This window comes from Pseudomonas sp. Irchel 3E13 (genome assembly GCF_900187455.1).
Lineage (GTDB): Bacteria > Pseudomonadota > Gammaproteobacteria > Pseudomonadales > Pseudomonadaceae > Aquipseudomonas.
In genome coordinates, this window is the sequence record NZ_FYDX01000003.1 from 278,082 (window position 1) to 300,730 (window position 22,649).

The window sequence follows — 22,649 nt, forward strand, 5'->3', positions numbered from 1 at the left end:
CTCCTCAGCAGGCCAGGTAGGTCAGGGGCAGGTCGTGGATGCGCGCGACGGACGGCGGCAGGTAGCGGTCGTCGCGGGTCAGCTCGTGCAGCAGGATTTCGCGCAGGCGGTGGAAGTCCAGGCTGGCGCGCTCGCGCGGGTGCGGCAGGTCGATCTCGACCACGCGCTTGATCCGCCCCGGCCGCGGCTCCAGCACCACCACGCGGTCGGCGAGGAAGATCGCTTCCTCGACGTCGTGGGTCACCAGCAAGGTGGTGATGCGCGCCCGTTCGCGGATCGCCAGCAGCTCGTCCTGCATCTGCTGGCGGGTCAGGGCGTCGAGGGCGCCGAAGGGTTCGTCCAGCAGCAGAATGCGCGGGCTGGCCACCAGGCCGCGGGCGATCGCCACGCGCTGGGCCATGCCGCCGGAAAGTTGGTGCGGGTAGGCGGCGCTGAACGCTTCCAGGCCGACCAGGGCGATGAAGTCCTTGACCCGCTGCTGCTTCGCCGTCGCGTCCAGCGCTTCGTTGACCAGGCCCAGCTCGATGTTCTCGGCCACCGTCAGCCAGGGGAACAGGCGGTGTTCCTGGAAGACGATGCCGCGCTCGCTGCCGATGCCGCTGACCCGCTTGCCGTCGATCAGGATCTGCCCCTGATAGTCGTTGTCCAGGCCGATCAGCAGGCGCAGCAGGGTGGACTTGCCGCAGCCGCTGGCGCCGACGATGGCGACGAATTCGCCTTCGCGGATGTCCAGGTTGAAGTCGCGCAGCGCCTCGACTTCGCCATCGCTGACGGCGAAGCGCTTGCTGACCTGTTGAAAGCTGACCAAAGGGGAAACCCGTGCGTTCATGCGCGTCTCCAGCGCGTGGCACGCGCTTCGATATGTTGTCCGAGGGCGCTGAGCAGGGCGCCGTTGACCCCGACCAGGAGCATCCCGGCCATGATCTGGTCCATGCGCAGCAGTTGCTGGGCGGCGATCATCAGGCTGCCGATACCACCGCCCGAGGGCATGAAGTATTCGGCGCCGATGGTGCCGAGCCAGGAATAGATCAGGCCGATGCGCAGGCCGGCGAAGATGCCCGGCGCGGCGTTGGGCAGCACCAGCCGGCGCAGGCGTTGCCAGCGGCTCAGGCGCAGCACCCGGGCGGCTTCGTGCAGTTGCGGCGAGACGCTGGCGACGGCGCGCTGGGTGGCGATGAACAGCGGGAAGAACGCCGCCAGGCCGACGAACACCCACTTCGCCAGTTCGCCCAGGCCGAACCAGGCGGTCAGCAGCGGCACCCAGGCGAACAGGGCAATCTGCCGCAACCCCGAGAGGCTCGGGCCGAGCAGTTGCTCGGCGCGCGGCGAGAGCCCCAGCCACAGGCCGAACAACAGACCCAGCCCGCCCCCCAGCAGCAGGCCGCCGAGGGCGCGGCCGACGCTGATCGCCAGCGAGCCGCTGAGGCTGCCGTCGAGCACGCCGTTGCCGAGGGTGTCGAGCACCGCCAGCGGCGCCGCGAGAATATTCGCGTCGACCCATTCGGCCTGGCTCGCCACCTGCCAGAGGGCGAGCAACGCCAGCGGCAGGAACAGCGCCTGCACCCGCTCCACGCCGCGCAAGCGTTGGACCCGCAGTTCGGCGGTCGGCGGGTGCGGCCAGTGCAGCAGGCGGCGGTCGAGCCAGCCGAGGCCACGGTCCATCAACAGGCCGAGCACGCCGATCACCGCGATGCAGACGAAGACGATATCCAGCATGAACAGTTGCCGCGCCCAGACCATCAGGTAGCCGAGGCCTTCGCTGGAGGCCAGCAGTTCCACCGCCAGCAGCGAGGTCCAGCCGGTGGCCAGCGCCAGGCGCAGACCAGCGAAGAACGACGGCAGCGCCGCCGGCAGGATCAGCCGGGTGATCAGCAGGTGCGGCGGCAGGCGCAGCACGGCGGCAGCTTCACGCAGACGGGGCTGGGCATCGCGCACGCCGACCAGGGTGTGCAGGGTGATCGGGACGATGATCGCCTTGACCAGCACCACCAACTTGAGGGTTTCGCCGATGCCGAACAGCGCCATGAACAGCGGCACCCAGGCCAGGGTCGGAATCTGCGCCAGCGCACTGAACGTCGGCAACACCAGGCGTTCGCTACGCCGGCTGAAGCCCAGCCAGGCGCCGAGCGCGGCGCCCGCACTGACCCCCAGCAGCAAGCCGACGAACAACCGCCAGAGACTGATGCCCAGGTGTAGCCAGAGTTCGCCGTGGCCCAGTTCGACCGCGCTGCTCCAGACCAGCGAAGGCGGTGGCAGGATCTGTTCGCTCATCCATTCATGGCGGCTCGCCAGCCACCACAGCGCGGCCAGCGCCAGCGGCAAATACCAGGCGTTCAGCCGCTGCCAGGGCAGGCGGTTGAACCCTCGCGCGGTGGGCGGGGCGGTCAGCGGCAGGGCTGAGCGGGAAGCGTGGGCCATGAAGACCTCCGGGTCGGCTGCACAGGCGGTTCTGTGCTTATTTCTTATGGATCTATTTATTGATTGGTAAATTCGATCGGGTAATAAGAGAGGCATTTAAAGCCCAGTGTCGAAGCAGCGGCCAATGCATTCGAAGCATATTTTTCTTGTGCTTCATGCATAGCCAGTTGGAACGCTGGATACAGCGCTTATATGTAATCCGGTTATTAAAATGTAATTTCTTAGTATTTAACTTGCGCGGCCGAATAGCGTTAGGTGGCGGCACCATTACAAGGAGCCGCGTGCCATGAACCTGTCGCTCAACCGTGTTTTCAGCCTGTTCGCCGTCCCCGCCCTGGCCGCTGTGGTCGGCTGGCTGCCCGCCGAGGCGCTGGGCGCCGAGGTCAAGCAAATCCGCATCGCCGTGCCCGACCTGAGTGCCGGCACCCAGCACTCGGGCGGCGGCATCACCGACGTGTTGCAGGAACAGCAACTGCTGGAAAAAGCCTTCGCCGCCGATGGCATCAGCATCCAGTGGAATTACTTCAAGGGCGCCGGCCCGGTGATCAACGAGGCGTTCGCCAATGGCCAGGTGGACTTCGCCTACCTGGGCGACCTGGCGGCGATCATCGGCAAGGCCAACGGTGTCGATACCCGCCTGCTCGCGGCGACCGCGCGCGGGGTCAAGCACTACCTCGGTGTCGCCCCGGACAGCGGCATCAAGACTCTGCAAGACCTCAAGGGCAAGCGCGTGGCGATCTTTCGCGGCACCGCCACGCAACTGTCGTTCGATGCCGCGCTGGCCAGCCAGGGCCTGAGCGAGAAGGACCTGAAAGTCATCAACCTGGACTTCAACGCCGCCATTGCCGCGCTGGCGGCCAAGCAGATCGACGCCACCTGGGGCTCCACCGGCATCACCGCGCTGAAGGAACGCGGCCTCGCCGAACTGCCGCTGAGCACCCGCGACCTGGGCGGCGCCGGCAATGTCCAGGCGGTGCTGGTGGGATCCGGTGCGTTTATCGATGCCCATCCCGAGATCGTGGCGAAGTTCCTTGCCGCGCAGCAGCCCGCCGTGCAGTGGCTGACCAGTGACGGCAACAAGGACGCCTATGTGCAGCTGGTCTCGTCCCGCGCCAGCTATCCGCCGGCGATCCTCACCCATGACCTGAAGGACGAGCAGCTGAGCCAGATCTTCCCCGCCACCCTCGACGAGCAGTTCCTTGCGCGCTTGCAGGCGTCGGTGGACCTGGCGGCCAAGGAACGGCTGATTCGCAAGCCGTTCCAGGTCAACCAGTGGCTGGCGCCTCAGGCTATCCGGCCAGTTCCTGTGGCACAGGCTGGCGGTCAAGAGTGACCAGGGTTTCGATCATCGCCCGGGCGGCGGGGGACAGGCGGTAACCGCTGCGGCTGACGATGCCGCAGCGGGCGCTGAGGCTGTCGAGGTTGGTGGGCAGGTTGCGCCAGTGCAACTGGACCAGCTCGCCGCGACCGATGTACGAAGAAAAGGCCTCTTCGGTGCCGATGCCAATGGCATTGCTGTCCTGCACCACCCGCAACAGGGTCGGCAGGTGTTCGGTCTGCACCTGGGGCGAGAAGTCGGTCTTGCCGCTCAGGTTGGCCAGCAGCTTGCGCACCCCGGGCGGGATCAGCGAGGTGGCCAGCGGGTAGTCGAACATGTCGTTGGTGGACAGACTGTCCTTGGCCAGCAGCGGGTGGCCGGGGCGGCAGAAGAACAGGCCGCGACGGGGCGTGAGGGCTTGGGTGTGGAAATTCGGATCGGCCTCGAAATGGCGGATATCAGCGACGAAAAACTCCACCTCCTCACGGTTCAGCGCGCGGCTGAGCTTTTCCCAGTTATCCACTTGCAGGCGGGTGTGCACCTTCGGGTGCGCATTGACGAACTGCGCCAGCGCTCGCGGCACCAGTTCCGCTGCCGGCGCCGGGCCGCAGCCGAAGCGCAGTTCGCCGGCATCGAGCTTGGTCATCTGCAGCACTTCGCTGCTCAGTTGCGCCGCGCCTTGCACCAGGCGCAGGGCGTGTTGCAGCACCACTTGACCTTCGGGCGTGGGGCGCAGGTCCTTGTTGCCGCGGTCCACCAGCACGCAGCCGAATTCCTGTTCCAGGCCCTGGATACTGCGGCTGAACGCCGGCTGGGTAATGCCCATGGCCTCGGCGGCGCGAACGAAACTGCGGTGTTCAGTAAGGGCGATGAAGTAGCGCAGTTGACGAAGATCCATATGCATTTCCGGCATTTCAAAAATAGGGCGAAGGTATTTGCCGCCACGGGAGACTGGGGTTTTAAATGCAAGCTCTTATTCCGTCAATGAAGCAGCTATTTATCTGTTAGTACTTATTTGCATAACGATAGAGCACTGTTCCAACGACAACTTCCGTGTCGTCAGCCAATGAGGGTTTGAACCATGAGCAATGCCGCACTCGCCGCAACCCCTGTCAGCCAAGCGCTGGACATTCACCCGGTCGCCGGACGCATCGGCGCCGAAGTGCGTGGCGTGCAACTGAGCGCCGATCTGGAGCCGGCGCTGATCGAGGCCATCCAGGCCGCGCTGGTGGAGCACAAGGTGCTGTTCTTCCGCGCCCAGCACCACCTCGATGACCAGGGTCAGGAAGCCTTCGCTCACCTGCTCGGCGAACCGATCGCCCACCCCACCGTGCCCGTGCGTGACGGCACTCGTTACCTGCTGGAACTGGATGGCGGCGAAGGGCGCCGCGCCAATTCCTGGCACACCGACGTGACCTTCGTCGACGCCTACCCCAAGGCCTCGATCCTGCGCTCGGTGGTGGCGCCGGTGTCCGGCGGCGACACGGTCTGGGCCAACACCGCGACGGCCTACAACGACCTGTCGCCGGCGCTCAAGGCTCTCGCCGAGGAGCTATGGGCAGTGCACAGCAACGAGTACGACTACGCCGGGGCCAAGCCCAATGTCAGCGTCGAGCAACTGGAAAATTATCGTCGGGTGTTCACTTCGACCGTGTACGAGACCGAGCATCCGGTGGTGCGCGTGCACCCGGTCAGCGGTGAGAAACACCTGCTGCTGGGGCACTTCGTCAAGCGCCTGAAGGGTTATTCGCAGAACGATTCACAGCACCTGTTCAGCTTGTTGCAGGGGTATGTGACGCGTCTGGAGAACACCGTTCGCTGGCGCTGGCAGGCGGGGGACGTGGCGATCTGGGACAACCGCGCGACCCAGCATTACGCGGTGGATGACTACGGCACCCAGGGCCGAGTGGTGCGCCGGGTGACGTTGCAGGGGGATGTGCCGGTGAGTGTGGCGGGGGAGCGGAGCCGGACGGTGAAAGGCGCCTGATTCATTTTTTGGGGGGGAGCATCGCGAGCAAGCTCGCTCCTGCAGGGGACTGAACTGTAGGAGCGAGCTTGCTCGCGATGAGGCCCGTGAAGCCTCAGAGAATCCCGATCGGATAGCTGATGATCAGCCGGTTTTCATCAAACGAGTTGGTGCTGTAGTCCCGACGCATGGTCGAGTTACGCCACTTCATCGACAGGTTCTTCAGCGCGCCGCTCTGGATCACGTAGGCCAGTTCCGATTCCCGTGCCCATTCTTCACCGTCGTCCACCGTCGCGGTGTGCACGTTGTCGCCCTTGATATAGCGGTTCATCAGGGTCAGGCCGGGTACGCCGAGGGCGGCGAAGTTGTAGTCGTGGCGCACTTGCCAGGAGCGTTCCTGGGCGTTGTCGAAGCTGGAGTTGTAGCTGTCGTTGGCCAAGGTGCCGCCGCTGGTGCCGTTGACGCGCATCCAGGCATCGTCGCCGCTGACTTTCTGCAGGCCGACGTAGAAGGTGCTGCCACCGTAGCGGGCCGAGAGCATGGCCGAGGCGGTGCGGTTGTCGAGGTCGCCGGCCCGGGCCGAGCCATCTTCCTTGCCGATGAAGTAGCCGAGGTTGGCGCCCAGGGTCCAGTCGCCCAGCGGCTGGCTATGAACCAGGTTGATGTACTGCTGCTGGTAGATGTCCTTCAGTTGCGCGTTCCACAGACCGATCAGGGTGCGCTTTTCGTTGAAGGTGAATTCACCACCGGCGAAGTTGAAGCGGTCGGAGGTGATTCCGCCGCGGCCGTTCATGAACATGTCTTCCATGCTCGCGTCGTTGCGCGGGCTGTTGCCGCGGAACTGACCGGCATAGAGGGTCAGGCCGTCGATTTCCTGCGAGGTGATCTGGCCACCGCGGAAGGTTTGCGGCAGCGAGCGACCGTCGTCGGAACGGAGGATCGGCAGCACCGGCATCCACTCGCCGACTTTCAGTTCAGTCTTCGACACCTTGGCTTTCAGCGCCACACCGAGGCGACCGAAATCGTCGGCCGGGCGGCCGTCGTCATGCACCGGCAGCAGGTGGGTGCCTGCGGTGCCTTTGCCGCCGTCGAGCTTGACCGAATACAGGCCGAGGATATCGACACCGAAGCCGACAGTGCCTTGGGTGAAGCCGGACTTGGCGTCGAGGATGAAACTCTGGGTCCATTCCTCGCCTTTGCCCTGGGCGTTGGCCGGGTCGACGAAGTTGCGGTTGATGTAGAAATTGCGCAGGTTCAGGGAGGCCTTGGCGTCCTCGACGAAGCCGCTTTCAGCAGCCAGGGCGGGGAGGGCGCAAGTCATGGCAATGAAGCCGGGAAGCAGGTGTCGTGCTGGGTGCGGAGTGTTCATCGTCAATGTGTCTCTTGTTTTTATGTAAGCGAAACCATCCGCCATGACTGAAAAGGGTCACAGGCCGGGTTGCGTCTTTGGGGTTTGCGTTGGGAAAAGCGGCAAGAGGATGGTGCTGTGACGGACGGGGGCGAATCAATTCGTTACAGGCGGAAATGGGCGATTATCGAACGATAACTGAATGGTTAGTTTCTTTTGTTGCGTTGAAAACGCACGGGGCGGGAGAGTTGCAGGAGAGCGGTGTGCAGCCATGAAAAAGCCCACCGCAGAGGGTGGGCTTTTCTACATCAGGTTCAGCCAGTTCAGCCTTTCGGCGTCTCGACCGAAGCTTGCTGCTGAGCATCACCGGTGCGCTCGTACCAGCCGCCACCGAGGGCCTTGTACAGATTGACCTCGCTGACCACCTGCGACAGCCGGTCAGTGATCAGCGACTGCTGGGCACTGAACAGGTTGCGCTGGGCGTCGAGGAACACCAGGTTGCTGTCCACGCCGATACGGTAGCGACGCTCGGCCAGGCGGTAGTAATCCTGGTTGGCGGCGACCAGATCGCGCTGGGCCTGCAACTGCTGGTTGAAGGTCTGCCGCGCAGCCAGACCATCGGAGACTTCCTGGAAGGCGGTCTGGATGGTCTTTTCGTACTTGGCGATGTTGATGTCTTTCTGGATCTTCGAGTAATCGAGGCTGGCCTTGAGCGAACCGGCATTGAAGATCGGCAGGTTGATCTGCGGCTGGAACAGCCACGTGCCGGAGCCACCCTTGAACAGGCCGCTCATGTCGGAGCTCAGGGTCCCGGCATTGGCGGTCAGGCTGATGCTCGGGAAGAACGCCGCGCGGGCGGCGCCGATATTGGCGTTGGCCGCCTTGAGCAGGTGCTCGGCTTCCATGATGTCCGGACGCCGGGTCAGCAGGTCCGACGGCAGGCCGGCCGGCATTTCCGCGAGCAGGTCGCCGTCCAGCGGCAGGGCCGCCGGCAGGTTGCCCGGCAGACCGGCGCCGACCAGCAGGGTCAGGCTGTTGAGGTCCTGGGCCACCAGGCGCTGGTACTGCGCCAGCTTGACCCGGGCGCCTTCGACCGCGGTACGCGCCTGGCTCAGGTCCAGTGCCGAGGCCACGCCGACGTCGCTGCTGCGCTGGGTCAGCTTGAAGCTTTCCTCGTAGGTCTTGAGGGTTTCGCCGGTCAGCTTGAGCAGCGCCTGGTCGGCCTGCCAGGTGTAATAGGCGTTGGCGACGCTGGCCACCAGGGCGATCTGCGTCGAACGGCGCGCCTGTTCACTGGACAGGTAGGTTTCCAGAGCCTGTTGGCTCAGGCTGCGCACCCGGCCGAACAGGTCCAGCTCATAGGCGCTGACGCCGATGGTGGCCGAATATTGGCTGCTGATGCTCGACTGGCCGGTCTGCGACATGTCCGCCGGCGTGCGCTGGCGTTGGCCGCTGGCGTTGGCCGAGACAGCCGGGAACAGGTCGGCGCGCTGGATGCGGTACTGCGCACGGTAGGCGTCGATGTTCAGCGCCGCGACCCGCAGGTCGCGGTTGTTTTCCAGCGAACCCTGGATCAACTGCTGCAGCGCCGGGTCGTGGAAGAACTGGCGCCAGCCTTGCTCGGCGGCGGCCACCTGGGCCGACTCGGCCGGCGAGTAGGCCGGACCTGCCGGCCACTCGGCCGCGACCGGCGCCTCGGGGGTCTTGTACTCGGGGATCAGCGAGCATCCGCCCAGGATGAACGCGGTGACCGCCAGGGATATCAGGGACTTGGTCATTGCCCAGCCTCATAGCGTGGAGTTTCAGGTGTGGCGTCTTCTTCGGGCTGTTTGCTGCCGAACAGCGACGACACGCTAACGAAGAACAGTGGCACCCAGAAGATGGCCAGAACGGTGGCCGTGATCATACCGCCGATCACCCCGGTACCAATGGCGTGCTGGCTGCCCGAACCCGCGCCGGTGGCGATGGTCAGCGGCACTACGCCGAGGATGAACGCCAGCGAGGTCATGATGATCGGACGCAGACGCATGCGGCAGGCTTCGATGGCGGCGTCGGCCAGGCTGCGGCCCTGTTCGTGCAGTTCCTTGGCGAACTCGACGATCAGGATCGCGTTCTTCGCCGCGAGGCCGATGGTGGTCAGCAGCCCCACCAGGAAGTACACGTCGTTGGACAGCCCGCGCATGCTGGCCGCCATCAGCGCACCGATGATACCCAGCGGCACCACCAGCACCACCGCGATCGGGATCGACCAGCTTTCGTACAGCGCCGCCAGGCACAGGAACACCATCAGCAGCGACAGCGCGAACAGTGCTGGCATCTGCGAACCCGACAGCTTCTCTTCATACGACATGCCGGTCCACGCGAAGCCGACACCGGCTGGCAGTTTGGCGGCCAGGCGTTCGACTTCGGCCATCGCCTCACCGGTACTGTAGCCAGGGGCTGGCGCACCGAGTACTTCCATTGCTTCGACGCCGTTGTAACGCGACAGCTTCGGCGCGCCGTAGATCCACTCGCCCTTGGCGAAGGAGGAGAACGGCACCATCTCGCCGGCGGCGTTGCGCACGTACCATTTCTGCAGGTCTTCCGGGCTCATCCGCGACGAGGCTTCGCCCTGGAGGTAGACCTTCTTGACCCGGCCACGGTCGATGAAGTCGTTGACGTAGCTGGCACCGAGGGCGATCGACAGGGTGTTGTTGATATCGGAGATGGTGACGCCCAGCGCGCTGGCGCGTTCATCATCGATGGTCAACTGGTACTGCGGTTCGTCGTTCAGGCCGTTCGGACGCACGGCCGAGAGGATCTTGCTTTGCGCCGCCATACCGAGGAACTGGTTGCGCGCTTCCATCAGCTTGGCGTGGCCGACGCCGGCACGGTCCTGCAGGAACACGTCGAAACCGGTGGCGTTACCCAGTTCCAGTACCGCAGGCGGGGCGAAGGCGAACACCATCGCATCGCGGAAGGTGAAGAAGTGCTGCTGGGCACGGGTTGCCAGGTTGAACACGCTGTTTTCGGCAGAGCGCTCGCCCCACGGCTTGAGCATGATGAAGGCCATCCCCGAGCTCTGGCCACGGCCCGCGAAGTTGAACCCGTTCACGGTGAACACCGAGGCCACCGTGTCTGACTCCTTGTCCAGCAGGTAGGCGCGCATTTCATCGACCACCGCCTGGGTGCGCTCGGCACTGGAGCCGGCCGGGGTTTGCACCTGGGCGAACAGAACGCCCTGGTCTTCCTCTGGCAGGAACGCAGTCGGGATGCGCATGAACAGCCAGACCATGCCGACCACGATCAGGATGTAGGCGAGGAAGTACGGGGCCTTGTGACGCAGGATGTTACCCACGCCGCGCTCGTAGCTCTGCACGCTGCGGTCGAAATTGCGGTTGAACCAGCCGAAGAAGCCGCGTTTGGCGGTGTGGTGCTCACCCTTCTTGACCGGCTTGAGCATGGTGGCGCACAGCGCCGGGGTGAAGATCAGTGCGACCAGCACCGAGAGGCCCATGGCCGACACGATGGTGATCGAGAACTGCCGGTAGATCACGCCCGTGGAGCCGCCGAAGAATGCCATCGGCAGCAGTACCGCCGACAGTACCAACGCAATACCGACCAGTGCGCCCTGGATCTGGCCCATGGACTTCTTGGTCGCTTCCTTGGGTGAAAGCCCCTCTTCGGACATCACCCGCTCGACGTTTTCCACCACGACGATGGCGTCGTCCACCAGCAGGCCGATGGCCAGGACCATCGCGAACATGGTCAGGGTGTTGATGCTGAATCCGGACGCCGCGAGGATGCCGAAGGTCCCCAGCAATACCACCGGCACGGTCATGGTGGTGATCACCGTGGCGCGGAAGTTCTGCAGGAACAGGTACATCACCAGGAACACCAGCACGATCGCTTCGATCAGGGTGTGGATCACGCCGCTGATCGATTCGGTCACCACCGGGGTGGTGTCATACGGAAACACCGCCTTCATGCCTGGCGGGAAGAACGGTTCGAGGTCGGAAATGGTCTTGCGCAGCGCCTTGGCGGTATCCAGGGCGTTGGAGCCGGTGGCCAGTTTCACGGCCAGGCCGGAAGCCGGCTTGCCGTTGAACTGGGCGCTGACCGCGTAGTTTTCACCCCCCAGGGCGACCTTGGCGACATCGCCCAGGCGTACTTGCGAACCGTCGCGGTTGACCTTGAGCAGGATCTTCTCGAACTGCTCGGCGGTCTGCAGACGGGTCTTACCGATGATGGTCGCGTTCAGTTGCTGGCCGGGCAGGGCGGGCAGGCCGCCGAGTTGACCGGAAGACACCTGGACGTTCTGCGCGGCAACGGCGGTCTTGACGTCAACCGGGGTCAACTGGAACTTGTTCAGCTTGGCCGGATCGAGCCAGATGCGCATCGCGTACTGGGCACCGAAGACCTGGAAGTCACCGACACCGGCGGTCCGCGAGATCGGGTCCTGCATGTTCGAGACGATGTAGTTGGCCAGGTCGTCCTTGGTCATGCTGCCGTCTTCGGACACCAGACCGATCACCAACAGGAAGTTCTTCACCGCCTTGGTCACGCGGATACCCTGCTGTTGCACTTCTTGCGGCAGCAGCGGGGTGGCCAGGTTCAGCTTGTTCTGCACCTGGACCTGCGCGGTGTCAGGGTTGGTGCCCTGCTCGAAGGTCGCGGTGATGGTCATGCTGCCGTCGGAGTTACTTTCCGACGACACATAACGCAGGTTGTCGATACCGTTGAGCTGTTGCTCGATCACCTGGACCACGGTGTCCTGCACGGTCTGCGCGGAGGCGCCCGGGTAGGTCACGGCGATGGCGATCGCCGGCGGGGCGATGCTCGGGTACTGGTTGATCGGCAGCTTGAGGATCGACAGCGCCCCGACCAGCATGATCACCAAGGCGATCACCCAGGCGAAGATCGGGCGATCGATAAAGAATTTCGACATGGTTTATTCCCCTTTGGCCCCTGCGGTCGCGGCATTGGCCTGGGCTGGCTGGGCAGGCTTGATGTTGGTGGCTTCGCTGGCCTTCACCTCGGCACCCGGCTTGACGTATTGCAGGCCTTCGGTAATCAGGCGATCGCCTGGGTTCAGGCCTTCCTCGATCAGCCAGTCACTGCCGACGGTACGGCTGGCCTTGAGCTGACGCAGCTCGACCTTGTTGTCCTGGTTGACCACCAGGGCGGTCGGCTGGCCTTTCAGGTCGCGGGTCACGCCTTGCTGCGGGGCGAGGATGGCGGCGGCGTTCACACCGTTGTTGAGGCGGGCGTGGACGAACATGCCGGGCAGCAGGTTGTGCTCGGGGTTGGGGAACACGGCGCGCAGGGTCACCGAACCGGTGGTCTGGTCGACCGAGACTTCGGAGAATTCCAGGCGGCCTTCCTGAGCGTAGGTGCTGCCGTCTTCCAGCTTCAGGGTGACCTTGGCGGCGTTCTCGCCGACCTTCTGCAACTTGCCGCTTTCCAGTTCGCGACGCAGCTTGAGCAGCTCGGCCGAGGACTGGGTGACGTCGACGTAGATCGGGTCCAGTTGCTGGATAACCGCCATGGCGTCGGCCTGGCCGTTGCTGACCAGCGCGCCCTCGGTGAAGTTGGAGCGACCGATACGGCCGCTCAGCGGTGCCAGGACCTTGGTGTAGCGCAGGTCGATCTCGGCGCTTTTCAGCGTCGCTTCAGCCTGCAAACGTTTGGCCTGCGCGTCGTCGAATTCCTGGCGGCTGACGGCTTGTTCGGCCACCAGTTGCTTGTAGCGCTCGGACAGCGAGCGAGTCGATTGCAGGTTGGCCTTGGCGCTGGCCAGGGTTGCTTCATAGACCGCCGAGTCGATCTGGTAGAGCTGCTGGCCTTCTTTGACCTCGCTGCCTTCCTTGAACAGACGCTTGAGAATGATGCCGTTGACCTGCGGACGCACTTCCGCGACCCGGTACGCAATGGTGCGACCTGGCAGATCGGAAACGAGGGTATAGGGTTGGGCCTGGAGGGTGACAACGCCGACCTGAGGAATCTGCGCCACGGGCGCCGCTTCTTCCTTTTTACAGCCGCTGAGCAGTGTTGCCAGGGCGACGGCGGAAACCAGAGCGGAAACAGCTGGCTTGAATTGCATGAAGATCCTCGGGTCAGAAAGAGCTGAAGACGCTCAAGAGTAATGGAAAACAGGATGTAGGAAAAAACTCTATCCGGGTGGATAAGTAGCATGCTAATGAATATACTTACATTCATGCTTGTTTGTAAACACCCGTTACCTTGTCCTCCCATTGCACAAGGCACGAAACTAGAACACCCGGAACGCGGCCCCACCCCGGTCGCACCGGATCAGAAATCGGTCGTCCGATGCAGGCGACCGGCTCCTTGATGAGGTTGTACTGCCATGGTCCGTCGAACCAAAGAGGAAGCTCAGGAAACCCGTAACCAGATCCTTGAAGCTGCGGAAAAAGCCTTTTACAAGCGCGGGATTGCGCGTACCACCCTTGCCGACATCGCCGAACTGGCCGGCGTGACCCGCGGCGCCATCTACTGGCATTTCGACAATAAAGCCGAACTGGTGCAGGCCCTGCTCGACAGCCTGCAAGAACCGCTCGACGCCTTGGCCAGGGCCAGCGAGAGCGAGGAAGAACTCGACCCGCTGGGCTGCATGCGCAAGCTGCTGGTGCAGTTGATGCACCAGATGGCCAGCGATCCGAAGACGCGGCGTATCAACGAAATCCTTCATCACAAGTGTGAATTCACCGACGAGATGTGCGAGATCCGCCTCCAGCGCCAGAGCGCGACCGTCGACTGTCATGAACGCATCACTCGCTCGCTGGGCAACGCCATCAAGCGCGGGCAGTTGCCGACAGATGTCGACCCGGAGCGCGCGGCCGTGGCCCTGTTCGCCTACATCGACGGGCTGATCCGGCGCTGGCTGCTGCTGCCGGACAGCTTTGACCTGTTCAACGATGCCGAACGCTGGGTCGATACAGGGCTCGACATGCTGCGCGTGAGCCCTGCCCTGCGCAATTGAGGTTTTGTGAGCATTTGTGAATCTTTGTATTTCAAATTGAGCTGAGTTGTTTCCAACGCCGGGCTGAGCAAGAATCGGCCTGGCGTTCGTCATTATGGGCGCTGGGGTCCAGACGGATACTTAGCTGGCTAATTAAATTTTCTTCATCGAGTCCGGACATGACCGCGCAGACCCCGACCCTCAGAGGCGCCGAGCAACCGCTGCGGGGGATTGCCCTGATCTGCCTGGCGGTGCTGCTGTTCGCCAGCCACGACGCCCTGTCCAAATACCTTTCCGGTTTCTACCCTATTGTCATGGTGGTGTGGGCGCGCTACGTGGTGCACACGTTGCTGATGCTGGTGGTGTTCGTGCCGCGTACCGGGCTGTCGGCGGTGGTGCGAACGCGGCGGCCGCTGCTGCAACTGGCCCGGGCGCTGTGCCTGATCGGCACCAGCCTGCTGTTCACCACGGGGCTGCGTTATATCCCGCTGGCCGAAGCCACGGCGGTCAACTTTCTCGCGCCCTTGATGGTGACCGCGTTGTCGGTGCCGCTGCTGGGTGAGCGGGTCAGTCGCGGGCAATGGATCGCGGTGCTGGCCGGCTTTGTCGGCGTGCTGATCGTGATTCGCCCCGGCGGCGCGCTGTTCACCCCGGCGATCCTGCTGCCGCTGGGCTCGGCGTTCTGCTTCGGCTGCTATCAGTTGCTGACCCGCAAGCTCAGCGCCACCGACAGCCCCACCACCAGCAACTTCCTCACCGGGATCTTCAACAGCCTGATCATGACCGCGCTGGTGCCGTTCTTCTGGACCGTGCCGACCTTTGGCCATGCCTTGTTCATGCTCGGCCTTGGCACCTGCGGGATGCTCGGTCACATGCTCCTGACCCAGGCCTTCCGTCACGCCGCGCCGGCCATGCTGGCGCCGTTCAGTTATGGCCAGATCCTCTTCGCCGGGATGTTCGGCTACCTGATCTTCGACCACAGCCCGGACGTCTATGGCGTGGTCGGCATTTCCGTCATCTGCCTCAGCGGCCTGGCCGTGGCCTGGGTGCAGCGGCGCGGTTGAGCACCTGTCAGTGACCGCGCAGTTCGCGGTTGGGCAGGGCCAGCGCCGCTGCCAGGCCGAACAGCGAAATCGCCGCGCTGCCCAGCAACAGGTTGCGGAAGGTCACCGACAGCTCGGCCTGTACCGCCAGGTTCGCCTCGCCGGCGCGCAGGCTGCCGAGTAGGGCTTCGCCCGCGAGGGCGTAGCCGCCGTCCTGCAACATCGCCAGCAACAATGCCGACATCAGGGCCACGCCCACCGCGCCGCCGAGCGAGCGGAACAGGTTGGTCGTGCTGGTGGCGACGCCGATATCCTGCTGCTGCACCGCGCTCTGGGTCGCGACCAGCGAGGTCGGGAACTGGGTGCCGGCGGCGATGCCGGTCAGCAGCATGAACAACCCGCTGAGCAGGCCGGAGGAGGGCGGGCTCAGCGCCATGCCGACAATGGCCAGCGGCATCAGCAGGCTGCCGAAGAGAATCTGTGGCTTGAAGCGGCCGGTCATGTTGGTCAGGCGACCGGCGCAGTACGCCCCGATCGGCAAGCCCATGGCCAGTGGCAGCAGGTGCAGCGCGGCGCTGTCGGCACCGGCGCCGGTGATGCTCTGGTAGCGCAGCGGCATCAGCATGGTCAGCGAAATGGCCTGGAAGCTGGTGAAGAAGATGGTGCACCAGCACAGCACCGCGACCCGGTTGCCAAACAGCTTCAGCGGCAGCAGCGGTTCCGGCGCGCGGCGTTCATACAGCACGAACAGCGTCAGACCGAACAGCGCGGCCGCCAATAGCGCCAGCACCGCTTGGCTATGCCACGGGTGGCCCTGGCCGATCAGGGTGATGGCCAGCAGCAGGCCGGTCAGGCCGAGGATCAACAGCAAGGCGCCGGGATAATCGACCTTGGCCTGGCGTTGCGGCGTCGCCAGCCCGCGCAGGCTGTTGCGGGTCACCCACCAGGCGGTCAGGCCCAGCGGCAGGTTCAGCCAGAACACCCAGCGCCACGACAGGTACTCGGTCAGTAAACCTCCGAGCACCGGCCCGGCCACACTCGCCGCCGCGTACATGCTGCTGAAGTAAGCCTGGTAGCGCCCGCGTTCCCGGGGTGGCACCAGATCGCCGAGGATCGCCTGGCTGACCGAGACCATGCCGCCAGCGCCGATGCCTTGCAGCACCCGCGCCAGCACCAGTTGTTCCATGTTCTGCGCCGCGGCGCAGAACACCGAGGCGAGGGTGAAGATCGCAGTGCCGGACAGGATCATCCGCCGCCGCCCATACAAATCGCCGAGCTTGCCGTAGATCGGCGTGGCCACGGTCATCGCCACCATGTAGCCGGAAATCACCCAGGCCAGCAGGCCGACATCGTTGAACTGCGTGGAGATCGCCGGCATCGACACGGCGATGATGGTCTGGTCCAGGGCGCCGAGGAAGATCGCCAGCATCAGCGCGACGAGGACGGTCTTGATGGCGGGCTGGGGTGTGCTCAGTTGGGTCACGGCAGGCTCGTTACTTATTGGAGTCTTCAGGGCCTCATCGCTGGCGTGCCGGGGCGCCGAACCGCAGCGATGAGGCCCTTGGGGGCAAATAAAGTATGTCCGAGTCTATCCGATAGCTTGCTAAGCGTCTGCAATGGCCTCGTAAGGCAGCCCGACGTAGTTTTCCGCCAGGGTCTTGCGGCCCGCCTCGGAGCTGACGAAGTAATCCAGTTCAGTCTGCTGGATGCGTTGGCTGAACGGGTCGCTGTCAGGGAAGCGGTGCAGGATCGAGGTCATCCACCACGAGAAGCGTTCGGCCTTCCAGATCCGCCGCAGGCAGATGGACGAGTACTGCTCGAGCAAGTCAGTGCGGCCTTCGGCGTAGACCCGGCGCAGGATGTTGAACAGGGTGCTGACGTCACTGGCGGCCAGGTTCAGGCCCTTGGCGCCCGTCGGCGGGACGATGTGCGCGGCGTCGCCGACGAGGAACATCCGCCCGTATTGCATCGGTTCGACCACGAAGCTGCGCAGCGGCGCGATGCTTTTCTCGATCGACGGCCCGGTCACCAGACGCTCGGCCAGCTCGGCGGGCAGGCGGGTCTTGAGTTCGTCCCAGAAACGCTCGTCGGACCAGTCCTCGACTTTTTCGTCGGCGCCCACTTGCACGTAATAGCGGGTGCGGGTCGGCGAGCGCATGCTGCACAGGGCGAAGCCGCGTTCGTGACGGGCGTAGACCAGTTCTTCGTTGACCGGCGGGGTATCGGCGAGGATGCCCAGCCAGCCGAACGGGTAGACCCGCTCGAACACCTTCAGCGCATCAGCCGGGATCGATTGCCGGGCGACGCCGTGGTAGCCGTCACAGCCGGCGATGTAGTCGCAGTCCAGGCGGTGCACCTGGCCGTCTTTTTCATAGGTCAGCCAGGGCTGCTCGGACTTCGGCTCATGAGGCTGCACGTTTGTCGCCTCGTAGACGGTGACGGCGCCGCAGGCTTGGCGGGCGGCCATCAGGTCGCGGGTGACTTCGGTCTGGCCGTAGATCATCACGCCCTTGCCGCCGGTCAGGCCCTTGAGGTCGATGTGTTCGCGGCGACCGTCGAAGGCCAGTTCGAAACCGTCATGGGGCAGGCCTTCGGCGACCATGCGCTCGCCGACCCCGGCCTCGCGCAGCAGGTCGACCATGCCTTGCTCCAGCACCCCGGCACGGATGCGGCCGAGCACGTAGTCAGGGCTCTGGCGTTCGACGATGACGTTGGAAATCCCCGCGTTGTGCAGCAACTGGCCGAGCAGGAGACCGGACGGACCGGCACCGATGATTGCGACTTGAGTTTTCATTGTTATTGTCCCAGGCAGCTTCAGCACAACGCCGAAGGCATCTTAGAGTGGTGAGCGCCTGTATTTTTCGCCTGTAATTGCGGCGGAAGAAGGGATAAAGGCACAGCAAAACTGTACTTTTCGCCAATACGGGCGATTATCGAGCATTCAGCCAAGGGGCGGACGATGGTGGCAAAAGCGGCGATTCCGGTGTTCAAGCTCTACGGCGAGTCCCTCGACTGGCCGACCCCCGACCTGCTTCACAGCGAGTCGATTCCGGCCCGCAGCCGCCTGCACCATTGGGAAATCGAGCCGCACCGGCACGCCGACCTGTGTCAGGTGCTGTTCCTCTACAAGGGCACCGCCGAGGTCGAACTGGAAGGCCAGGTCCGGACCCTGCGCGAGCCGGCGCTGCAAGTGGTGCCGCCGCTGTGCGTGCATGGTTTTCTTTTTTCCGAGGATGTCGACGGCTACGTGGTGACCCTGGCCGCGCCGCTGGTGGCCTTGCTCCACCAGCAACTGGCGGGCGCCCCGGCGCCGTTGATCCAGGCCGGGACCTGGCTGGCCGGCGCCGATGCCGACTATCTCTACAGCCTGTTCAGCACCTTGCAGGCCGAATACCAGAGCGACCAGCCGGGGCGAGACCTGCAACTGCGTTCGATCATCAACCTGCTGGTGGTGTGGATCAGCCGCCGGCACCTGCAACGTCAGGCGGGGGCGCAGGTGCCCGAGCGCGGCCGCGAGCAGTTGCGGCGCTTCAATCAACTGGTGGAACGCAGTTTTCGCCAGCATCCGGCAGTGGAGGACTTGGCGCATGAGGTGGGGGTTTCGGTGACGTCGCTGAACACCCTCTGCCGCGAACTGGCCGGGCAATCGGCGCTGCAGATCATTCACCAGCGGCTGTTGCTGGAGGCCAAGCGCGAGCTGATCTACACGACCTTGAGCATCAACCAGTTGGCGGACAGCCTGGGGTTCGCCGATCCGGCGTATTTTTCGCGGTTCTTCCGCCGTCTGACGGGCTTGTCACCCCGCGCCTTTCGCCAGCGTGAACCCAACGAGAGCGGGCTTACCTGAGCGCACTGAGGGTGGCGGTGTGCGGCACGCAGTGGGCGAGGCCGCAACTGGCGGCGGACCACGGCTGGTTACGGGTCTGCTCGACCCGGTAGGCAGCGGTTGCGTAAAGCCCCATGACGGCGACGATACCCAGGACGATGGCGCATTTTGCGGTTTTGACACCCATGATGCTGTCCTCCGGCGACCAACACATGCTGTTACTCGCATGTTTTTACGAAGGATAGTCCAGCACCGCGCAAGTTGCTCAGGCCAGCGCCTGGTCCCATTCCGGGATGTCGGTGAAACGCTCGGCGAGGAAGTCCAGCATGCTGCGCAGCGTCGCCGGCATGTGCTTGCGCGAGGTGTACACGGCGTAGAGGTTCAGCGTCATCGGCCTGGCTTGGGGCAGCAGGCGTATCAGTTCGCCGCTGCGCAGTTTTTCCGCCGCGAGGTAGGTCGGCAGCATGGCGATGCCGGCGCCGGCCAGGGTCGCTTGTTGCAGGGTCAGCGCTTCATTGGCGCTGATGTTGCCGTGCACCGGCACCGCGACATTCTCGCCAGCCACGTCGAAGTGCCAGAGGCTGCGGCCGAAATAGGAGTGGGTCAGGCAGTTGTGGCTGCTCAGGTCTTCTACCCGCGTCGGCGTCGGGTGCCGCCGCAGGTACTCGGGCGAGGCGCAGATCACCGAGTTGCAGACGCTCAGGCGCCGGGCGATCAGGTTCGGGTCGATGTCGTTGCTGGTGCGGATCGCCAGGTCGATGCGTTCGTCCACCAGGTTGACGGTGCGATCGAGCATCTGCAGATCGACCTTCACCAGCGGATAGCGTTTGACGTACTCGGTCACGGCGTCCACCAGTTGCGCCTGGCCGAACGAGGTGCTGACGCTGATCCGCAGCTCGCCCCGCGGCGCTTCGTCCGGGGCGCTGACCGCCGCTTGCAGGTCGCCTGCGAGGTCAAGCATCTGTCGGCAACGCGGGAGAATTTCATTGCCGGCGGCGGTCAGGCTCAGCTTGCGCGTGGTGCGCTGCATCAGGCGGGCGCCGACCCAGTTCTCCAGGTCCGCCAGATAGCGCGAAATCACCGGGCGCGACATGTCCAGATGGTCGGCGGCGGCCGATTGGCTGCCCAGGTCGACGACGGTGACGAAGACCCGCATTGCGGTAAGACGGTCCATGATTTGTCCGATTTCTGAAACAAACTATGTCCAAGCATCGCATTTTTTGCGTCGAATCGCGCAACTAAGCTGTGAGCCATTGCCCCTCACAGGAATTGCCCGATGCTTCGCCTTTTCTCGCCACGCCGCCTGTTGCTGGCCCTGTTTGCACTGCTCTGGATCGCCCGCGCCAACGCGGCGGGTGCGCCGCTGGAACTGACGGTCTACAACCCGGGGACCGATGCGCTGTTCCCGGTCAGTTCGGTGATCGTTGCCGGCAAGCACGACGCCATTCTGGTAGACGCCCAATTTGGCAAGGCCCAGGCCGAGCAGGTGGTGGACAAGCTGCGCGCCAGCGGCAAACACCTGACCACCATCTACATCAGCCACGGCGACCCGGACTACTACTTCGGCCTCGACACCCTGGTCAGCGCCTTCCCTGACGCCCGCGTGGTCGCCAGCGCGCCGACCGTCGAGCACATCAAGAAGACCATGGACGCCAAGCTCGCCTACTGGGGCCCGCAAATGGGCAGGGACAAACCGCAGCGGCTGATCGTGCCGCAGGTGCTGGACGGTGATCGCCTGCTGCTGGAAGGCCAGGCGTTGCAAGTGATCGGCCTCGACGGCCCGCAGCCGGATCGCAGCTTTGTCTGGATTCCGTCGATCAAGGCGGTGGTGGGCGGCATCCTGGTCGCGGAAAACCTTCATGTGTGGATGGCCGACACCCAGACCGCGCAATCCCATGCCGACTGGCTGACCGGCTTGCAGCGTATCGAAAATCTGCACCCGGTCACCGTGGTGCCGGGGCATTTCCTCGGCAAGAACAGTGGTTCGCTGGACGCTGTGCGCTTTACTGCGGGATACATTCGCGCCTTCGATGAAGAAAGCGCCCGCACCGCTAATGCCGCCGGTCTGACGGCGGCGATGAAGCAACGTTACCCAGGCCTGGCCGAGGAAAGCTCCCTGGAGCTGGGGGCCAAGGTCGCCAAGGGCGAAATGCAGTGGTAAGTCATTCAATCCTGATCGGAGGTGTTTCATGAGCAAGATCGCAATCATCGGCGCGACCGGCCGTGCTGGCAGCCAACTGCTGGAAGAGGCCCTGCGCCGTGGTCACAGCGTTACCGCCATCGCCCGTGATCCGTCGAAGTTGCAGGGCCGTGCCGGGGTGACCCCGCTGGCGCTGGACATCAAGGATGCTGCGGCGCTGGAAAAGGCGCTGGCCGGGCATGACGCGGTGCTGAGCGCCGCGCACTTTACCGGCATCCCCGTCGAGACGTTGCTGGCGCCCGCGAAGAAGGCTGGCGTCAAGCGTGTGCTGGTGGTGGGCGGCGCTGGCAGCCTGCTGCTGCCGGACGATTCGCGGGTCATCGACAGCCCGGACTTCCCGGAAGCCTACAAGGCCGAAGCCAGTGCCGGCGCCGCGTACCTCGATGCGCTGAAGCAGGAGAAGGAGCTGGACTGGACCTTCCTTTCGCCATCGGCGGAATTCGTTGAAGGCGAGCGCACTGGCAGCTACCGGCTGGGCAAGGATCACCTGCTGATCGGCGCGGACGGCAAGAGCTGGATCACCTTTGCCGATTTCGCCATCGCCTTGCTGGATGAAGTTGAGAAACCTGCGCATTCGCGCCAGCGGTTTACTGTCGGGTATTGATCTTCAGGCCTCATCGTCGGTTTGCCGACGATGAGGCCCTTGAAGTCATCGGCTGTTCGCCTGCTCCACCAGCCACTCAAACAACGCCAGCAACCCCGGCGGCGCCTCTTTCTCCGGCCGCACCAGGTAATACGCTTTCCCCGTCGCCACTCGCAGCTCGAACGGCGACACCAATCGCCCGCCCGCCAGATCCTCGCCGATCAACGACCAATCGCCGATCGCCACCCCGGTGCCCTGCACCGCCATCGCCATGGCCATGTCCAGCGTTTCGAAATGCTGGCGCTTGCCCTGTGCCGACAGGCTCGATCCCGCCGCTTCCAGCCAGGTCTGCCAGTCGCGCTCGTCTCGCGCCGGGTGTAGCAGCATGTGTTTTTCCAGGTCTGCCACCTCCCGCAGTGGCAGTTTTCCCGCCAGCAACTGCGGCGAACACACCGGCGTCAGTTGTTCATCGAACAGCTTCAGCAGCGGCATCGCGGTCTCGGGCTCGGCGCCATAGACCACCGCAGCATCGAAGCCTTCACGACGAAAATCCCCGCCGTGCTGGAGGGTGGTGGTCAGTTCCACCGGCACGTCCGGGCGCAGCGCCTGCCATTCCATCAGCCGCGGCAGCAGCCAGCGCATCACGCAGGTCGGCGCCTTGAGTTGCAAGGTCGTTCCGGGCGCGCCGATCTGCTGCACGCCGTCCTCGATCAGCGCGAATACCTGCTGCACCCGCGGCAGCCATTCCTGGCCCTCGCGAGTCAGGCTCAGGCCACGGGCCTGGCGCACGAACAGCGGGTAACCGAGCTGTTCTTCCAGCCCGGCGATCTGTCGGCTGACGGCACCCTGGGTCAGGTGCAACTGCTGCGCCGCGTGGGTGAAATTGCAGCACTGGGCGGTGACCAGGAAGGTGTGCAGGGCGGGGAGGGGCGGAAGTCGTTTCATTTGTCATGAGCCATGATCTGGACGCATGGCTAGTATGAGGAACT

Annotated in this window: 19 protein-coding genes; 7 read left to right on the forward strand and 12 right to left on the reverse strand. The window is 64.3% G+C overall.

Annotation, left to right across the window (positions count from 1 at the left end; all coding sequences use genetic code 11):
• Positions 1-4: 4 nt before the first annotated feature.
• Positions 5-829: an ABC transporter ATP-binding protein gene (locus CKW37_RS06075; RefSeq protein WP_095154774.1), complete on the reverse strand. Its 825-nt coding sequence runs from the start codon at positions 827-829 to the stop codon at positions 5-7.
• Positions 826-2,418, reverse strand: a complete 1,593-nt coding sequence (locus tag CKW37_RS06080) for an ABC transporter permease (RefSeq protein ID WP_095154775.1) — start codon at positions 2,416-2,418, stop codon at positions 826-828. Before CKW37_RS06080 ends, CKW37_RS06075 begins: the two co-directional genes overlap by 4 nt.
• A 286-nt stretch (positions 2,419-2,704) precedes the next feature.
• On the opposite strand from CKW37_RS06080, the gene CKW37_RS06085 reads away from it, so the two are divergent.
• Positions 2,705-3,751, forward strand: coding sequence for an ABC transporter substrate-binding protein (locus CKW37_RS06085; protein WP_095154776.1), 1,047 nt, complete (start codon positions 2,705-2,707; stop codon positions 3,749-3,751).
• On the opposite strand, the gene CKW37_RS06090 is transcribed toward CKW37_RS06085, so the two are convergent.
• The gene (locus CKW37_RS06090; protein WP_095154777.1) at positions 3,708-4,634 is read right to left on the reverse strand and encodes a LysR family transcriptional regulator; all 927 of its coding nucleotides are present in this window, start codon (positions 4,632-4,634) and stop codon (positions 3,708-3,710) included. The two genes, CKW37_RS06085 and CKW37_RS06090, sit on opposite strands and share 44 nt — an antisense overlap.
• A gap of 183 nt (positions 4,635-4,817) precedes the next feature.
• Between CKW37_RS06090 and CKW37_RS06095 the strand changes: the two genes are divergently transcribed.
• The gene (locus CKW37_RS06095; RefSeq protein WP_095154778.1) at positions 4,818-5,723 is read left to right on the forward strand and encodes a TauD/TfdA family dioxygenase; all 906 of its coding nucleotides are present in this window, start codon (positions 4,818-4,820) and stop codon (positions 5,721-5,723) included.
• Positions 5,724-5,817: 94 nt separating this feature from the next.
• Here the strand turns inward: CKW37_RS06095 and CKW37_RS06100 are convergent, their stop codons facing one another.
• From CKW37_RS06100 to CKW37_RS06115, 4 genes are all read right to left on the reverse strand, one after another.
• Positions 5,818-7,071: an OprD family porin gene (locus CKW37_RS06100; protein WP_095154779.1), complete on the reverse strand. Its 1,254-nt coding sequence runs from the start codon at positions 7,069-7,071 to the stop codon at positions 5,818-5,820.
• A 302-nt stretch (positions 7,072-7,373) separates the two neighbouring features.
• Positions 7,374-8,828, reverse strand: coding sequence for an AdeC/AdeK/OprM family multidrug efflux complex outer membrane factor (gene adeC, locus CKW37_RS06105; protein WP_095154780.1), 1,455 nt, complete (start codon positions 8,826-8,828; stop codon positions 7,374-7,376).
• Positions 8,825-11,977, reverse strand: a complete 3,153-nt coding sequence (ttgB, locus tag CKW37_RS06110; RefSeq protein ID WP_095154781.1) for a multidrug efflux RND transporter permease subunit TtgB — start codon at positions 11,975-11,977, stop codon at positions 8,825-8,827. Before ttgB ends, adeC begins: the two co-directional genes overlap by 4 nt.
• Positions 11,978-11,980: 3 nt before the next feature.
• Entirely contained in the window at positions 11,981-13,132 is a 1,152-nt protein-coding gene (locus tag CKW37_RS06115; protein ID WP_095154782.1) for an efflux RND transporter periplasmic adaptor subunit, read from the reverse strand.
• Positions 13,133-13,396: 264 nt separating this feature from the next.
• On the opposite strand from CKW37_RS06115, the gene CKW37_RS06120 reads away from it, so the two are divergent.
• Positions 13,397-14,029 (forward strand): TetR family transcriptional regulator, encoded by a 633-nt coding sequence (locus CKW37_RS06120; protein ID WP_095154783.1) that lies wholly within the window; start codon positions 13,397-13,399, stop codon positions 14,027-14,029.
• A gap of 158 nt (positions 14,030-14,187) precedes the next feature.
• The gene (locus CKW37_RS06125) at positions 14,188-15,072 is read left to right on the forward strand and encodes a DMT family transporter (protein ID WP_095154784.1); all 885 of its coding nucleotides are present in this window, start codon (positions 14,188-14,190) and stop codon (positions 15,070-15,072) included.
• Between the two features lie 7 nt (positions 15,073-15,079).
• Here the strand turns inward: CKW37_RS06125 and CKW37_RS06130 are convergent, their stop codons facing one another.
• Both CKW37_RS06130 and pobA read right to left on the reverse strand, forming a co-directional pair.
• Complete coding sequence (locus tag CKW37_RS06130) at positions 15,080-16,480, reverse strand: MDR family MFS transporter (RefSeq protein WP_095154973.1); 1,401 nt, start codon at positions 16,478-16,480, stop codon at positions 15,080-15,082.
• Positions 16,481-16,654: 174 nt separating this feature from the next.
• Positions 16,655-17,845 (reverse strand): 4-hydroxybenzoate 3-monooxygenase, encoded by a 1,191-nt coding sequence (gene pobA / locus CKW37_RS06135; protein WP_095154785.1) that lies wholly within the window; start codon positions 17,843-17,845, stop codon positions 16,655-16,657.
• 165 nt (positions 17,846-18,010) lie between these two features.
• Here pobA and CKW37_RS06140 point away from each other — a divergent pair, with 165 nt between their 5' ends.
• Positions 18,011-18,898 carry a helix-turn-helix domain-containing protein gene (locus CKW37_RS06140; protein ID WP_095154786.1) on the forward strand — a complete coding sequence of 296 codons (888 nt, stop codon included), beginning with the start codon at positions 18,011-18,013 and terminating at the stop codon, positions 18,896-18,898.
• Here CKW37_RS06140 and CKW37_RS32930 read toward each other — a convergent pair.
• Together CKW37_RS32930 and CKW37_RS06150 are read right to left on the reverse strand one after the other, a co-directional pair.
• Entirely contained in the window at positions 18,891-19,064 is a 174-nt protein-coding gene (locus CKW37_RS32930; protein ID WP_175652214.1) for a hypothetical protein, read from the reverse strand. The genes CKW37_RS06140 and CKW37_RS32930 overlap by 8 nt on opposite strands.
• Positions 19,065-19,142: 78 nt before the next feature.
• Positions 19,143-20,051, reverse strand: a complete 909-nt coding sequence (locus CKW37_RS06150) for a LysR family transcriptional regulator (RefSeq protein WP_095154788.1) — start codon at positions 20,049-20,051, stop codon at positions 19,143-19,145.
• Between the two features lie 102 nt (positions 20,052-20,153).
• Here CKW37_RS06150 and CKW37_RS06155 point away from each other — a divergent pair, with 102 nt between their 5' ends.
• On the forward strand, positions 20,154-21,038 hold the full coding sequence (locus CKW37_RS06155; protein WP_095154789.1) for an MBL fold metallo-hydrolase: 885 nt from the start codon (positions 20,154-20,156) through the stop codon (positions 21,036-21,038).
• Between the two features lie 28 nt (positions 21,039-21,066).
• Complete coding sequence (locus tag CKW37_RS06160; RefSeq protein ID WP_095154790.1) at positions 21,067-21,681, forward strand: NAD(P)-dependent oxidoreductase; 615 nt, start codon at positions 21,067-21,069, stop codon at positions 21,679-21,681.
• A gap of 45 nt (positions 21,682-21,726) precedes the next feature.
• Here the strand turns inward: CKW37_RS06160 and CKW37_RS06165 are convergent, their stop codons facing one another.
• A complete protein-coding gene (locus CKW37_RS06165) occupies positions 21,727-22,605 on the reverse strand; it encodes a LysR substrate-binding domain-containing protein (RefSeq protein WP_095154791.1) in 879 nt (292 codons plus the stop codon).
• Positions 22,606-22,649 lie beyond the last annotated feature (44 nt).

Bases quoted from the DNA above. Each gene is read 5' to 3' on its own strand.
- CKW37_RS06150 (WP_095154788.1), bottom strand. From the start codon at position 20,051: ATGGACCGTCTTACCGCAATGCGGGTCTTCGTCACCGTCGTCGACCTG.
- CKW37_RS06080 (WP_095154775.1), bottom strand. From the start codon at position 2,418: ATGGCCCACGCTTCCCGCTCAGCCCTGCCGCTGACCGCCCCGCCCACC.
- CKW37_RS06115 (WP_095154782.1), bottom strand. From the start codon at position 13,132: ATGCAATTCAAGCCAGCTGTTTCCGCTCTGGTTTCCGCCGTCGCCCTG.
- ttgB (WP_095154781.1), bottom strand. From the start codon at position 11,977: ATGTCGAAATTCTTTATCGATCGCCCGATCTTCGCCTGGGTGATCGCC.
- CKW37_RS06095 (WP_095154778.1), top strand. From the start codon at position 4,818: ATGAGCAATGCCGCACTCGCCGCAACCCCTGTCAGCCAAGCGCTGGAC.
- adeC (WP_095154780.1), bottom strand. From the start codon at position 8,828: ATGACCAAGTCCCTGATATCCCTGGCGGTCACCGCGTTCATCCTGGGC.
- CKW37_RS06090 (WP_095154777.1), bottom strand. From the start codon at position 4,634: ATGGATCTTCGTCAACTGCGCTACTTCATCGCCCTTACTGAACACCGC.
- CKW37_RS06130 (WP_095154973.1), bottom strand. From the start codon at position 16,480: ATGCTGGCGATCTTCCTCGGCGCCCTGGACCAGACCATCATCGCCGTG.
- CKW37_RS06140 (WP_095154786.1), top strand. From the start codon at position 18,011: ATGGTGGCAAAAGCGGCGATTCCGGTGTTCAAGCTCTACGGCGAGTCC.
- CKW37_RS06120 (WP_095154783.1), top strand. From the start codon at position 13,397: ATGGTCCGTCGAACCAAAGAGGAAGCTCAGGAAACCCGTAACCAGATC.
- CKW37_RS06125 (WP_095154784.1), top strand. From the start codon at position 14,188: ATGACCGCGCAGACCCCGACCCTCAGAGGCGCCGAGCAACCGCTGCGG.
- CKW37_RS06165 (WP_095154791.1), bottom strand. From the start codon at position 22,605: ATGAAACGACTTCCGCCCCTCCCCGCCCTGCACACCTTCCTGGTCACC.
- CKW37_RS06160 (WP_095154790.1), top strand. From the start codon at position 21,067: ATGAGCAAGATCGCAATCATCGGCGCGACCGGCCGTGCTGGCAGCCAA.
- pobA (WP_095154785.1), bottom strand. From the start codon at position 17,845: ATGAAAACTCAAGTCGCAATCATCGGTGCCGGTCCGTCCGGTCTCCTG.
- CKW37_RS32930 (WP_175652214.1), bottom strand. From the start codon at position 19,064: ATGGGTGTCAAAACCGCAAAATGCGCCATCGTCCTGGGTATCGTCGCC.
- CKW37_RS06100 (WP_095154779.1), bottom strand. From the start codon at position 7,071: ATGAACACTCCGCACCCAGCACGACACCTGCTTCCCGGCTTCATTGCC.
- CKW37_RS06075 (WP_095154774.1), bottom strand. From the start codon at position 829: ATGAACGCACGGGTTTCCCCTTTGGTCAGCTTTCAACAGGTCAGCAAG.
- CKW37_RS06085 (WP_095154776.1), top strand. From the start codon at position 2,705: ATGAACCTGTCGCTCAACCGTGTTTTCAGCCTGTTCGCCGTCCCCGCC.
- CKW37_RS06155 (WP_095154789.1), top strand. From the start codon at position 20,154: ATGCTTCGCCTTTTCTCGCCACGCCGCCTGTTGCTGGCCCTGTTTGCA.